Below are 14,618 nucleotides of genomic sequence, written 5' to 3'. Positions count from 1 at the left end.
GGCTTTTAATTCTATGAAGGGAACCATGATTATCAAGGAAATTCTGGCCTGCGTACGGGGAAGGAGGCTTTCCCTGTGAATTGGGGCGGACAAAAAGGACCTCCGCGCCTTTCCGGCGCGGCTTTTTTGACACAAACGCGGCGGAACGGCCTGTTTTTAGGCTTTCTCTTCCGCGGGAATGAAGCTACCCTGCCGCCATGATGCAGGATTCAGAGGTCATCAAACTCGTCAAGCCCGTGCCTTCCGACCGCCTGGCGACCCAGGTGCTGGTGATGTGGTACAATACGGTGCGCCCCAAGTGGAAGAAACCGCTGGATCTGGCCATCACCGCCTTTTTTGTGCTGATGACGCTGTACTCCTTCTCCCTGCGCCCGCTGCCCATATTCGCGTGGCTGTCCCTGGCCGGGGCGCTGATGGCGATCATCCTGTCCTGGTTCTACGTTCCCTTTCTGGCGAAGGCCGCCCTGGCCGCGAACAAGAAGGTGCCCATGTACCATCAGGAAAAGGATTACGTCTTCCATGAGGATTACATGACTTTCTCCAGCAAGGACGTCGAGCCCATGAATATCCCCTACGACCGCTTCACTACCCTGTGCAAGACGCGCCACGCCCTGCTGTTCCTCTTCGGCAAGAAGCTGGTGCTGTGGCTGCCGCTCAAGCTCATGAGCACGGATCAATTGGAAAGCATCATGCGCCGGTTCCGGAACCATGGCGTGGAAGTCCGGGATATTTCCTGAGGCGGAAAGCCGTTCTCGGCCGTTCCGGAAGGGGCTCAAATTTGCCGTTTCCGCGCCTTTTTTGTTGAGCGCGGGGTCAAAACGGGTAGGGTGTCTCCATGTCACGTTACAATGGAGAACAGGTTCTGGTGGTTCCCCGCGCCACGTTTGAAGAAGCGGGTTATTTCCAGGGACACCGGGAAGGCGGGGATCATTATCTGAATGCGTTCATGAAGCCGGGGGTCTCCTCCTTCATGGACCGGGAGGCGGCGGAAAACGACCCCTCCCACAAGCAGATCATCGCCTATGCCATTTTCTGCCACCAGGGCCGCATCTTGCATTACACGCGCGGCGGCTCCGGCGGTGAGGCCCGGCTGCATGACAAGGGCTCCATCGGCATCGGAGGCCATATCAATCCGGTGGACCGCCAGTCCGGCCATGACGATGTTTCCACCTATCTGGCCGGGGTGGAGCGTGAAATCCGCGAGGAACTGGTTATTGACGGGAGCTGCACCCAGCGGGTGCTAGGCGTGATCAATGACGATTCCAATGACGTGGGAGCCGTGCATCTGGGCATCGTCCATCTGTTTGAGCTGGATACGGACCGGGTGCGCGCGAATGAAGCCGCGCTGGCCAATCTCCGTTTCGTGGCCCCGGAGGAACTGTCCGGGGAGATGTTTGAGAAGCTGGAAACCTGGTCCCAGCTTGCGCTGGAGCTGTTTAAAAACAGGGGAGCCTGAAGCCTTGCGCTTCCATGAAGCGCCCGGCGGGCGTAGCAATACGCCTCCTCTTTCGTTTCCTTCCATGGGAAGCCCCCGCGGCATACGCCTGCGGGGGCTTCTTTCGTCCATCAGGGCCTGAAGAAAACAAAGGGCCGTTAATGGAAGATTTTTCTGCGCCTGCGCCACAGCAGGGTGGCCAGTCCGGCCAGACCCAGGGAAGCGCTCCCCGGCTCCGGCGCCTGGGCGAAGACCATGGCGGAATTGGCCTGGGGGTCCGTGGACATGGCCGCATCATACAGAATGCCGCCGTTCAGGAATTTGATGTTGTCCAGATTGGCGGGAATCTCCGTCAGTGAAAGCGTGTAGTTGCTGGTGCCCGTAATGTCCACGATGACTTTGTCCGCGGTAAGTCCCTGAAGAGTCAGGGAGGCGTGTTCCCCAAGAATGAGCGTGGTCATGTCTGAAACTCCGTTCAGGACGAGTCCGCTTCCGGCTTCAATGGTTACGGTGAGCGCTCCTCCCAGGGAGTTCAGCGTGGTGCGGGTCTGGTTGACGGCGGAAACATGGGTGAAGTCGCTCAGGGAAGCCTGGAAATGCTCCACGGTCACATGGTCCAGCACCAGGCTTCTGCCGCCGCTCACATTCGTGCCGCCGCTGATGGTTCCGGCATACTTGTCAAAACCGTAGGCCGCCGTCCCGGAGGAAAGATCCTGGATGCGCACGATGGAGCTGCCGTTGACGGCGCCGCCGAAACCGCCCCCGGAGATACTGCTCCAGGACTTCCCGTTGTGAAGCGTGGCGGAGTTTCCGGCCACGGTGACGGACGTATTTCCCTGAACGGTGCCGCCGGAGCCTCCCGCATACACATCTCCCTTGATGGTGCCCCCTGTAACGCGTACCGCGCTTCCCTCCCGGATGGAGCCTCCCTTGCCTGCGCCGTAAACGGAGCCGGCGATGACTCCGCCCGTGACGGTGGCGTTGGAACCGCCGGAAATGGAGCCTGTCAGGCCTCCCCCCATCACGTCTCCGTTAATGGAGCCTCCGTTGACGTAAACGTGCGTGGCTCCCCCGATGGTGGTTGTGCCGTTCTTGGCATTCGCGTAAATGCCTCCCATGATTTGGCTGGAAAAGGAGCCGGAGTTAATCACGATGTCCACGTTCCCCTTGATATCCGCAGCATAGGATCCGACCACGGAGGAGGCGTTATTGCTGGTGAAGGTGCCGAAGGAGGCGTTTTCCGCGGAGAATTCCAGATAAACGTTTCCGGTCACGCCGGAGGCGTTCACGGCGCCGAAGACGGTGCTTCCGCCCGTGGCGGCGTCCGTAAAGCGCAGGGCGGCATTCCCGTTCAGTGTTCCGGAATTTCCATGGGCCCCGTACCAGGCGGAGGCCTGCCCTTCCTTGGCGATGGTCAGCCAGACGTCCCCCGTATAATTGCCGGTGCTGGCATACACATGTGTGGCGTTTCCGGAAGTGATGGTGACGTTCACGGAGTTTCCCAGCCTCCCGGAGGAGGCGTCCGCCTGGGCGCGGGCATCGAAGACGCCGGAGCAATTCTGGTTGGCGGCGGAATGCGTGAAGCCAGTTTCCGGCCACGCGATGTTGCCCTCCGGAGTGCCTGACGAGCCCCCGGAGTCCGCTCCGGCGGAAATAAAGGCGTTCTCTTCATTGACCAGCCCGGAAGTGGGTGGGGCATACGATCCTGTGCCATCCATGGACAGGTCTTTCAGGATGGCGTTTCCGTTGCCGTCATACTGGATGATGACGCCGTTGCTGCCGGAACCGGAGGTGACGGAAAGCGCTTCCCCGATCAGCATGTCCCCCAGCCAGACGTAATAGCCGCCTTTCAGCCCTTCCTGCTCATTGCCCGTGACGTACGCCATGCGCAGGTTTTCCGTATTGGCGGACATGTCCAGGGAATACAGGATGGTATCCCCCCATTTGATATAGGCCTCGTTAATGTTGAGCGTGCCGTAAAAAGAGCCGTTCCCCAGGCTGACGCTGAACTGGTCCGAGAGATTCCAGCCGTTTGCCGCCCCGTCTCCCAGGACCAGGTTGAAATCAAAGGTAAAGCCGTTTTTCAGGGCCGTTCCCTCCGTCCATGTCCGGGAAATGGAACTTGTCCCCGCCTGTCCCAGGCTGATTCCTTCCGCGTTCACGCCAATGTTGGATACGGAAAAGCCCGCATCCGCCAGGTTCTGCACTCCGGTCCATGCGGGCTCTCCTGCGCCCTGGTGGAAGTTGACGGCCATTTCCCCGGCGTCCCGGCGCAGTTGTCCGGCAGAGCGGCCCGCATAGCCCATGGCTTTGGCGATGTTGCCAGCCATGAGCAGGTCTCCCTGGGCGTTGGGGTGGAGTCCGTCCGCCGCGGGATTGTTGAACATGGACCGCACCCCGTAAAACGGCTTGGAGGAAGCCACGTCAATGATCCCTCTGTTGACGTCGATGACCGTGACGCCCTGCCTGGACTGCCCCCAGGAATTCAGGGAGGCGTTATAGGTTTCCACCGCCTGGTGGGTGGCGTCCGAATTGCCGTTGGAATGCTGGCTCCAGCAGGGAATGGTTAGAACGATGACGTTCGCGCTGCCGTTGGCGGCGTGCATGGTGTCTACGATGGCGTCCATGTCCGCCAGAAGATCCCGGGTGACTGAATCAAGACGGCTGTCCAGGGTGGAATTGTCGCCGTCGGAGAGAAGGTCGTTGGTGCCGATCATCACGAAAAAGGTATTCGGTGTGTCCGTTCCCGTGAAGGTCGGGCCCTGGTAGGCTGCTCCGTTTGCTTTGGCATCGGAAAGCCCCAGCCAGTTGGAGATGTTGGAGCCGTCAAACCTGCTTCCGGTTTTCCTGCCGGATATTTCCCAGGCCCTTGCGCTTGCCTGGGAGGAATGTTCGTTGTTGAAAACCTGGCCGCCGTAGGAGGTTCCCGCGGTGACGCCTCCGGAATAGTTGCCGGTTTTCACGCCTTCCGCATGGTAGGAAATGCCGTTGTCCGCAAATATTTTATGGAGGGCCCAGCGGTAAGTGCCGCTGTTCATGCCGTGGGTGATGGAATCGCCTACGTACATGACGTTGCCCAGGTCCGTGCCCGCAGGGGCGGCGATGGCGGAGGGGAAAGCCGCCAGCAGGGCGGCCAGGAGGGAGAGAGGGAGCCTGGTTTTCATCAAGGGGAGCAGGGGAATGAAACGGATGTTTGAAAAAAGTGAATAAAACGGCCATCCCTGAATGGACAGGGATGGCCGTGGCTGGAAAAGGCTAGGCTCTCCGGCGGCGTACCAGCAGGATGCCCAGGCCCAGCAGGCCGAGGGAGGCCGCGGCCGGCTCCGGAACGGCGCTCAAGGCGTATTCCTTCATCTGGTCTTCTGTCAGTGCTCCCAGGTACAGGTCAAAATTGTTCAGGGTATATTCCCCGGTGACGCCGTCCGGAGGAGTCCAGGTGTTTCCGGAACCGTCCTTGGCGGAAAAATTGAGCTGGTTCATGGTGACGCTGCCGAATTTGACCCCGGAGCCGTTCAGGGAGGCCAGAGTGGTCAGGGTGGACGTATCGTCCCCCAGCATGGCGGAAATAGTGACATTCCCGTCATTGTATGTGTAAAACAGGGTGAGGGCCTGTCCTGCGGAATAGCCGGAAAGCGTTTGCGTTTTCCAGGGGGAGGTGCCTGCCGTGCCTCCGTTGTAGTTAAAGCCGCCTGCGCACAGAGTGAGGTCTCCCGACTCCGTCAGCCGGTAGCCCATCCCCTCCAGGTTCTTGTAATTGGAGGTGGTATTATAGGTAAACAGCAGGCCTACATCCGTCCCCGAGGTGGTGCCCAGGTCGGAAATGGTCAGGGCCATGGTCCATGGAGTGGCTCCGGAGCCGGTATGCACGGGCACGGAGGGAGAGGAAACATTCAGGGTGTCTCCGTTGCTTCCGTTATAAATGGTGTAACCCTTTGAATAAGAGGAATCCATTCCATTTATGGAAGCGGCGAAGGATAGACTGCCTCCCAGAACGGCGGCCAGGAGGGTCAGGTATGTGGTCTTCATATTGATTGCTGTACGGATTGGAGAAATGTTCCCGCGCAAGAGAACGTCCGTTTTTTATCGGATTCCTAATCCGCTTGTGGACCCATCCAATGCAAGCATGGATAAAGGCTAGAGAATCATGGGAAAAGGAATTGTCCTGAAAAGACCAGATCTTTTAAATTATGATGAATATCAATATTTTATGATAAACAATACATTTACCGTTAATATTTTTAATTGTTGACGGATTAGGAATCCGCCCAGGCGCTTGAAATCAGTTGTAAGAGCAGGAGCAGTATGGAGTTGCCCGTAATTATGGAATAGAAAAATCGTGGATAATTAATTCCTGAAAAACACGATGCAATTCTTTTACGCCATCTTGATTGTAAATGAATTGGTTCCAAATCAATTCCAAAACTGTTTCCGTCCCCCGCGGAAACCGAGCCGGGGAAAGGGAAAAAGGAGGAGGGCAGGAGATGCGATGACCGGCAATCCGTGAAGCGGCGCAAACAGTGGATAATCCATTGACCGTCCCGCTCCGGACTCATCAATCCCTTCTGCCGGAAGCGGGAAGACCGCGGATGCCCGGCCCGCCAGGAACTGGGAAGGCGGCGCGCCTGTTTTCCGCTCCGCCGGAGAGCAAATTCCCCGGCAAGCTTGTACTTGCCGGGGAATGAAAAAAACAGTCAAGGAAACTCCCGATTTTAAGGGAGGAGCGTTTTTTATCGCTTGGACGGGCCATCCATGATAGCCTTGTGACTCATGTTCCAGCCGCCGCCCAGGGCCGTGTACAGGGAAACCAGCGTGCTGGCGTGCTGATAGTAGTACTGGGAAAGCTGAATCTGCGCAGGGTACAGGTTCTGCTGGGCGTACAGCACTTCAATGTAGTTGGAAAGGCCCGTGCGGTAACGCTCAAAGGAGAGCTTCACCGCTGTTTGGTAGGCTTCCACGGCCTCTGACTGGATGGAGGTGATATTGCGCAGCTTGGCCCGCTGGATGAGCGTGCTGGAGACTTCCGCCAGGGCGTTCAGCACCGTCTGTTCATAGTCGTTGCTGGCTGCCAGGAATTCGGCCTTGGCAGCCTTTTCGGAAGCCGTCAGCTTGCCCGCCTGGAAGAGGGGGCCGGTCAGGTTGGTTCCAAAGCCCCAGCCGCCGCGGCGGCCCTGCACGTGACGCAGGTCCGCGGAGGCCAGGCCGCCGGCCGCCGTCAGGGAGATGGTCGGGAAATAGTTGGCAATGGCTACGCCCACTTCCGCGTTGGCCGCGCGCAACTGGTATTCGCTCTGGCGGACGTCGGGCCTTCTGGAAAGGATGTAGGCCGGAATGCCGGCGGGAACCTTCACGTTGTAGGCGATGTCACGGGTGCTGCCGGAACGGCGGATGCGGCCGGGAGCGCGTCCGGCCAGGACGGAGACCGCGTTTTCCAGATTGGCGATCTGCACCTGGATGGCGGGAATCTGTGCCTGGGAGGAAGCCAGGGCGGCCTTGGCGGAGGCTACCTGGAGCCTGTCGCCCACCTGGCCTTCAAGCTGTTCGTCGAACAGGCGGAGGCTTTCGGAATAGGATTCCACGGATTTCTGCACAATGGCAAGCTGTTCGTCCAGCTGGAGGAGCTGGAGGTAGGAGTCAGCCACCTGGCGGAGCAGGGAGAGCATGAGCGCGCGCTGGCCTTCTTCGGAAGCGAGGTAGTCTGCGCGGGCCGCTTCCGTCATCCGGCGCGTCTTGCCCCAGATGTCCAGCTCCCAGGAGATGCCGGCGTCAATGGATCCGGGCGTCAAGGTATTGCCAACGGCGGAGGTTTGGACCACGTTGCCGCTGGTGTAGTTGGAGCCCTTGCTGAGGGAGCCGGAATAATCCGCCCACGGGAAGAGCGGGGCTTCCGTGATGGTGATGTACTGGCGGGCCTTTTCCACGCGCGCCATGGTGGCCTTCAGGTCACGGTTGTTTTGGTAGGTATCCGTCAGGAGGTCCTGGAGATCCTTGTTCTTGAAAACTTTCCACCAGGGCAGGTCCGCAATGGACTCCGTGGCCGCGGAGGCTCCTCTGAACGCCGTGGGCATGGGCATGTCCACCGGCTTGAAGTCGGGACCCATCATGCAGGAGGAAGCCGTGATGGCCGTGCCCAGCAGGATGGCGCGTGTGATGTATTGGTTCGGTCGCATAATGGCGTTTTGTCTGTTTTTAAATGGTTTCAAGGGCGGTTTTTACCCTTTCAGTGATTCATGGGCTTCATGGAAGAGGTGCTTCCGGGCGATGATTTCATCCGGATCCTCCGTTTCCACCGTCTTCCGGGCGATGCGGACGCGGAAAAGCTTCATGATGAAGTAGAAGGAGCACGGGATCAGGAAGACGCCCACTACCGTCGCCATCGTCATCCCGGCAATCACCACAATACCGATGATGTTGCGGGAGTAGGCGCCGGAACCGGAGGCCAGGGCCAGCGGAACGCAGCCCAGGATGAAGGCGAAGGAGGTCATCAGGATGGGGCGCAGACGGATTCTGGCCGCGGAGAGCGTGGCTTCCATCAGCGTCTTGCCGCGTTCCATTTCAATGACGGCGAATTCCACGATCAGGATGGCGTTCTTGGCCGCCAGGCCGATGAGCATCACCAGGCCGATCTGCGCGTACAGGTTCAGTTCATACCCGAACCAGTACAGGCCCAGGAAAGCGCCCAGGGCCGCGATGGGCACCGTCATGAAGATGCTGAGCGGCAGGGACCACCGTTCATACAGGGCCGCCAGGATCAGGAAGACGAAGACGGAGGAGAGCAGGAAGATCTGCACGATGCCGATGCCGTTCTGGATCTTTTGTTCCTGATAGCTCATGTCTGCGTAGCTGTAGCCCATGTCCGTGGGCATGCTGGCCTCAAAGGTCTGTTCCAGCGCTTCCATGGCCTGGGAGTTGGAGTAGCCCTGGGCCGGGGTGACCATTAGCTTGGAGGAGTTGTACAGGTTCTGGCGCAGCAGGAATTCCGGACCCTTGATGTCCGTGATCTTCACGAGGGTGGAGAGGGGGACGGAGCTGCCCGAGTCGTTCTTCACATAGAAGTTCTTGAGCATGTCCGTTCCGGTGCGGTCGCTGCCCTGCGCCTGGATGTACACCTGCCATTGCTGGCCGTACAGGGTGATGTAGTTGATGAACAGGGAGCCCATGTAGGCCTGGAGCAGGCTGTTGGCCTCACTGATGCTGACGCCCAGCGTGGCGCACTTTTCTTCATCCAGCCGCACGTCCTTCTGCTCCACGGCAAAGGACATCACGCTGCGCACGCCGCCGTTCTTCTGCGGGTCGAATATCGGGAGCTTGCTTGCTTCCTTGACAAAGATGTCCGTTTGTTCCGCCAGGTATTCCGTGCCCTTGCCGTCGCGGTCTTCCAGCATGAAGGTGACGCCGTTGGCGGAGCCCACCCCTGCAATGGCCGGGGGCTGGAAGCACATGGGGATGCCTTCCGGAACCTTGGTGCTCAGCAGGGCGTTGAGCTGGGCGGTGACCGCCTTGGCGCTCTGGTCCGGATTGGGGCGTTCCTCCCAGGGCTTCAGCATGACGAAGAAGAAGGCGTTGTTCGTGCTCTGCACCCCGGTCAGCAGGCTGAAGCCGGAAATGGCGATCACGTCCTTCACGTTCGGGTTCTGGCGGATGAGGTCTGAAACCTTGTCCGCGGCGGCCGTTGTCAGCTGGAGGGAGCGGGCTTCCGGCATGATCAGGGCGGAGAACAGGTAACCCTGGTCTTCGTCCGGCAGGAAGCCGTTGGGAATCTGCTTGGCTACGGGCAGGATGGCGTACGCGATCAGGGCCAGCAGGGGAATGGAGATGATGAGCTTGCGGGTCAGGAAGTGGCACACCTTGGTGTAGCCGCTGGCCGTAGCGTCATAACCGCGGTTGAAAATGCGGTAGAAGAATTTCAGCGGGCCGCCCTTGTTCGGGTCCTTGGGCTTGAGCAGGATGGCGGAGAGGGCCGGGGACAGCGTTAGCGCGTTGAACGCGGAAATCAGCATGGAAATGGCGATGGTCACGGCAAACTGCTGGAACAGCGTGCCCGTAATGCCCGGCAGCAGCAGGGAGGGAAGGAACACCGCCGCCAGCACCAGGGCGATGGCGATGACGGGGCCGGACACTTCCTCCATGGCGGCGAAGGCCGCCTGGCGCGGAGTCAGCCCGCGTTCCATGTGGGATTCAACGGCTTCCACCACCACGATGGCGTCATCCACCACCAGGCCGATGGCCAGCACCATGCCCATCAAACAGATGGTATTCAGGGTGAAGCCCAGGAGCGGGAACAGCGCGAAGGTGGCGATGATGGAGACCGGCACGGCAATGGCCGGAATCAGCGTGGCGCGCCAGCCCTGGAGGAAGACGAACACCACCAGCACCACCAGCAGGAGGGCTTCCACCAGCGTGTGCTCGATTTCCTCAATGGAGGCGCGCACGGCCAGCGTGGTGTCCAGCGTCACGTTGTACTCCATCCCGGCGGGGAAGCTGCGGGCGCGGTCTTCAAAAAGCTTCACCAGGGCGTCCACCGTATTGATGGCGTTGGAGCCGGGGGCCGCGTACACGGCGATGGCGCCTGAATCCCTGCCGTTGTATTTACTGGATACGTTGTAGGTCTGGGAACCCAGTTCCACCTTGGCGATATCTTTCAGGTAAAGGAGCTTGTTCCCGTCCGCACGGATGATGATGTTGCCGAATTCCTCCGCAGTCTGGAGGCGGCCCTTGGTCTGGATGCTGTACGTGAATTCCGTTCCGGGAGGGGCCGGTTCCGCGCCGATCTGGCCGCCGGGAATCACGGTATTCTGCGCCCGGATGGCGGACTGGACTTCTCCCACGGAGATGTTCTGGGCGGCCATCTTGGTGGTGTCCAGCCAGATGCGCATGGCGTAGCGTCCTGCGCCGAACACCTGCACGTCGCCCACGCCGGGAACGCGCTTCACGGGGTCCACCAGGCTCACGTACGCATAGTTGCTCAGGAAGATGGCGTTCAGGCTGTCGTCCGGGGAATACAGGTTGATCACGGCCAGCGGGCTGCCCGTGGACTGGGTGATGGTGATGCCCATCTGGGAGACTTCCGCAGGGATCTGGGCGGTGGCCTGCCCGTAGCGCATGTAGGCCAGCGTCTGGTCCATGTTGGGGTCCGTGCCCACTTCAAAGACGATGCTCAGGGAGCAGATGCCGTTGTTGGCGTTGGTGGAAGTCATGTAGTCCATACCCACGACGCCGGAAATGGATTGCTCAATGGGGGAGGCCACGGAGTTGGCCACCGTCTCCGCATTGGCGCCCGGATAGGTCGCCTGCATCTTGATGGTGGGCGGGACGATGTTCGGGTACTGCTCAATGGGGAGCCCCATCAGGGACAGTCCGCCGAGCAGGATCATCACGATCGAGATGACGATGGCGATGGTCGGGTGTTTGATGAAGAAGCTGGACATGGTATTAAATCATGAGAGTGCGCGGGAAAGGCGGGGAGGGGAGAGGGGCTTCCCAGGAGAGGGGGGATTATTTGGCGGCGGGCTGGGCTTCGTCGTGCTTCATGCCTTCGGGCGTCTTGGCCTTTTCAAAGGACTGCGCTCCTACGGAAGGCATGACGGGCTGGGAAACGACAGGCTTGTAGGGCAGGGGCTTCACGGGGGCCTGTCCCTGGAGCTTGGCCGCCTGCATGATTCCTTCCACCACGATGGGGCTGTCCTTCGTGAAGGAGGAGTGCGGCATGGGAACGATGTTGATCACCTGCATGCCGTCCACCACGGGACCGAGGTTCACCACCTGCATGTGGGGAACGTTCTTGTCATCCAGGTAAATGATGAATTTGGCGCTCTGGGCGGAGAGGATGGCGCGCGGGGGAACCAGCGTGGCGTTTTCCAAAGTCTTCACCGTAGCGCGGACGCGGACGAACATGCCGGGACGGAGCGTCAGGTTCGGATTGGGAATATGGCCCACGATGTTGATCGTGCCGGTCTGGGCGTCCACGTTTCTGTCAATGGCTACGGGCTCGCCCTGCATGGGGAATTCCGTGCCGTTGGCCAGAATGACGTCAAACTTGAGGTGCTTCTCCTTGGTCAGGTTGCTGTCCATGGAGTTCAGGAAGTCCTGTTCACTCACGGAGAAGTCCACGCGGATGGGGTCAATGGCGGAAATGGTGGTCAGCGGATTGGGGCTGGAGGGCGTCAGCAGGTTGCCGATGGAAGGAGTTGCCAGGCCCGCCAGACCGGAAATGGGGGCCGTGATGGTGGTGAATTTAAGATTGATTTTCGCTTCGTCCACCTGGGCCTTTGCCGTGGCGATGGCGGCCTCCGTTTCCTGGACCTGCTGCAGGGCGTCATCCAGCTGCTTGCGGCTGACGGAGCCGGTCTTTACCAGCGGCGTGTAGCGTTCCACGTCCAGCTTGTACTTCTTCAGCGTGGCTTCATACTGTTCCAGGCGCCCCTGGGCCTGGTCCAGCGTTGCCTGGAACGGGCGGGGATCAATCTGGAAAAGCACCTGGCCTTTCTTCACGTAGGCGCCGTCCTTGTAATCCTTGGAAAGAAGGTATCCCGTCACCTGGGAGCGGATTTCAGCATCTTCCGTACCGCGCAGGGTGCCCACCCACTCCTGCCTGATGGGAACGTCCCTGGTTACCAGCTTGGTCACCTGCACTTCGGGAACGAGCGCCGGCATCTGGCCTGCTGAATCCTTTTTCCCTTCACAGGAAGTTAAAATCATCACCGGAGAGCACAGGAGCAGAGTTGTGGCGGCAATCGTCAAAGGCTTGTTGTACATAAATGGATGCGGTTGGTTGCAAGCTGGTGCCGGAAGATGCGGCAGAGCGAGCAAATTTTGCTTCTTTTTCTCATAAAGTCAACGCAAAGATGTGTTCTGATTCTTGTGAAATATCCGTAACCTTTGCATATTGAAGGGATAATTTAATTAAACAAATGTATAATATGTTGACTCCTCCATGCTCCTCTGCGGAGGCGGAACGGCGATCCTATCCGCGCCTTCGTTCAGGAGGCCAGCCGCCTCTTGCGGAGCATGGCGTCCATGCGTGGTTTTCTGCCCATGAAATCCATGAACTGCTGCATGGGCGGGACCGTATATCCCTTTTCCAGAATGGCCTTACGGAATTTCCGGGCGGTTTCCCTGTCCGGTCCTCCGGCCCGCTCAAAAGCTTCGAAAATGTCCTTGTCCAGAACTTCCGCCCAGCGGTAGGCGAAGTAAAAGGAGGCATAACCCGCCGGGGAGGAAAACAAATGGCGCGCCGTGCGCAGCTTGCCGGTTCGTTTGAAATCCTTGAAATAATCCATGTCTCCGGCTACGGCGGCGTCCACCTCGTCCAGGGGGCCGGCGGCGAAGCGTTCCGGGTCCGTGTGCACGGCCAGGTCCATTTTTGCGTACAGGAGCTGCCCGGCCAGGGCGAGGGCGGGCGTATTGCCGCGGGAAGCGTCCAGGGAGCGCAGCATTTCCTCCGGAATGGGGAGCCCCGTTTTTTCATGGCGCGCGAAGCTTTTCAGCACGTCCGGATGCCAGCACCAGTTCTCCATGAACTGGGAGGGAACCTCCACAAAATCCCGCGGCACGCTGGTCCCCGCCAGGGAGGGGATGGAAACCCGGGTAAACATCAGGTGCAGCAAATGGCCGAATTCATGGAACAGAATCCTGGTCTCCTGATGTGAAAGAAGCACCGCAGCTCCTTCTGCGGAGGGATGAAGGTTCAGGCAGACCATGCCCAGGCGGGGCTTGCCCGGGTTTTCCCGCGTGGCCGGGCTCCCCGTGTCCAGCGCGTTCATCCATGCTCCGGCCCTTTTGCTTTTGCGGGAAAAGAGGTCCAGGTAAAAGGATCCCAGGCGGTTGCCCCTGACGTCCTCAATGGTGAAAAAGCGCACGTCCGGATGCCAGGTCCCCACGGCTCCTGCGCCTTCCCCTGCCGGAACCTCCGCCACGCGGATGCCGTATAACTGCTCCGCCAGGGAAAACAGGCCGTCCAGCACGCGGGGAAGGGGGAAGTAACGGCGCAGTTCCTCCTGGTCCAGCCGGAACTGTTCCTTTGCCTGGAGGCTGGTGTAATACGCCACGTCCCAGGGATTCAGACGGGCGTTTTCCTGTCTCGTGAGACGGGCCTTGAGTCGGCGCAGCGCTTCCATTTCACGGAAAAAGGGGGCTTTTACCTTGTCCAGCAGCTCATTCACGAACTTCATGGCGTTTTCCCCGTTTCCCGCCATGCTCTCCCGCAGGGCGTAATCCGGATACGTTCCATACCCGCACAAATGCGCCTTTTCACGGCGCAGGGAAAGAATCTCCCGGATGACGGGTTCCGTATCGCATGCTCCCGTGGCGACGGTCTGGAGATGTTCCCATAAATCCTTCCGGCATTCTTCGCGGTGTGCCTTCTCCATCACCCGGGCGGAAGCCGCGGAATCCAGCGTAAACGTCCAGCCCGGGCCGGAATGGCCTGGGCTGCGTGACTGGAACTCCTCCCGCGCCTGTTGAAGAGCGTTATTGTCTATCCCTTCCAGAAAGGCAGCGTCCCGCACCGTCCAGGTCCAGGACTTCCGCGCGTCCATGTACAGATTGTTGAAACGCTGTGAGGCGAGAGTCAATTCCTTGTCAATTGCCTCAAGCCGCGCGCGCTTGTCCGGCGGCAGGTCCGCCCCGTTGTCCCGGAAGCTCTGCATGGTCAGCTCCATGTACCGTTTCTGTTCCGGGCCCGGATTGGTCTGCCGCAGGCGTTCCTCAGCGGTTTTAAGGACGTTCCACAGGGCCTGGTCCTTCGTGACGGAGGAAAGGAAGGCGGACACGCGGGGAGCAACCGAATCCATGGCCTTGCGCAGTTCCGCGCTGTCGCACAGGCTTTTGAGGACATAGGCCTTGCGCATGCTTTCCATGAGGAGGTCATTGCTGCGTTCCAGGGCGCCGAACGTGTTTTCATACGTCATTTCCTCCGGTTGGAGACGGCTGATCTCTTCCACGGCGGACCGGGTGAGGCGCATCGCTTCCCGGATGTCCGGTTCCAGCCTGTCCGGGGTCAGGCGGTTCCAGCAAATGGGGCGGCTCTTGTCCAGAAAAGGGTGGGTGGAAGAATCCGCCGGAGAGGGAAGGGCCGCGGAAAGAAAAAGGAGAAGGAGATGGAAAAACTGCCTGGGTAACCGCATGGCGGCTATCCTACCGGAAGCCCTCTCCCCCTTCAAGCCTTGTGCTTTTCGTGTCTGCATCC

The 14,618-nt window shown here is 59.6% G+C and carries 8 protein-coding genes; 2 read left to right on the top strand and 6 right to left on the bottom strand.

Going from position 1 to position 14,618, the window contains the following annotated elements; translation table 11 throughout:
• The first annotated feature begins 197 nt into the window (after window positions 1-197).
• On the top strand, window positions 198-737 hold the full coding sequence (locus tag P8A25_RS06995; RefSeq protein WP_022397997.1) for a YcxB family protein: 540 nt from the start codon (window positions 198-200) through the stop codon (window positions 735-737).
• Between the two features lie 98 nt (window positions 738-835).
• A complete protein-coding gene (locus P8A25_RS06990) occupies window positions 836-1,456 on the top strand; it encodes a hypothetical protein (protein ID WP_022397996.1) in 621 nt (206 codons plus the stop codon).
• 137 nt (window positions 1,457-1,593) lie between these two features.
• Here P8A25_RS06990 and P8A25_RS06985 read toward each other — a convergent pair whose 3' ends face one another.
• The 6 genes from P8A25_RS06985 to P8A25_RS06960 all read right to left on the bottom strand — a co-directional run bounded on the left by P8A25_RS06985 (window position 1,594) and on the right by P8A25_RS06960 (window position 14,556).
• The gene (locus P8A25_RS06985) at window positions 1,594-4,599 is read right to left on the bottom strand and encodes a GDSL-type esterase/lipase family protein (RefSeq protein ID WP_251827965.1); all 3,006 of its coding nucleotides are present in this window, start codon (window positions 4,597-4,599) and stop codon (window positions 1,594-1,596) included.
• Window positions 4,600-4,690: 91 nt separating this feature from the next.
• The gene (locus tag P8A25_RS06980) at window positions 4,691-5,461 is read right to left on the bottom strand and encodes a PEP-CTERM sorting domain-containing protein (RefSeq protein ID WP_215442976.1); all 771 of its coding nucleotides are present in this window, start codon (window positions 5,459-5,461) and stop codon (window positions 4,691-4,693) included.
• Between the two features lie 701 nt (window positions 5,462-6,162).
• Window positions 6,163-7,602, bottom strand: a complete 1,440-nt coding sequence (locus P8A25_RS06975; RefSeq protein WP_102730333.1) for an efflux transporter outer membrane subunit — start codon at window positions 7,600-7,602, stop codon at window positions 6,163-6,165.
• Window positions 7,603-7,644: 42 nt separating this feature from the next.
• Window positions 7,645-10,860, bottom strand: a complete 3,216-nt coding sequence (locus P8A25_RS06970) for an efflux RND transporter permease subunit (RefSeq protein WP_022397992.1) — start codon at window positions 10,858-10,860, stop codon at window positions 7,645-7,647.
• Window positions 10,861-10,927: 67 nt separating this feature from the next.
• A complete protein-coding gene (locus P8A25_RS06965; RefSeq protein ID WP_215442974.1) occupies window positions 10,928-12,187 on the bottom strand; it encodes an efflux RND transporter periplasmic adaptor subunit in 1,260 nt (419 codons plus the stop codon).
• Window positions 12,188-12,411: 224 nt separating this feature from the next.
• A complete protein-coding gene (locus P8A25_RS06960) occupies window positions 12,412-14,556 on the bottom strand; it encodes a M3 family metallopeptidase (RefSeq protein WP_215442972.1) in 2,145 nt (714 codons plus the stop codon).
• Window positions 14,557-14,618 lie beyond the last annotated feature (62 nt).

Source organism: Akkermansia sp. BCRC 18949 (assembly GCF_045011645.1).
GTDB lineage: Bacteria > Verrucomicrobiota > Verrucomicrobiia > Verrucomicrobiales > Akkermansiaceae > Akkermansia > Akkermansia massiliensis.
This window is presented reverse-complemented; position numbering and strand designations above follow the sequence as displayed.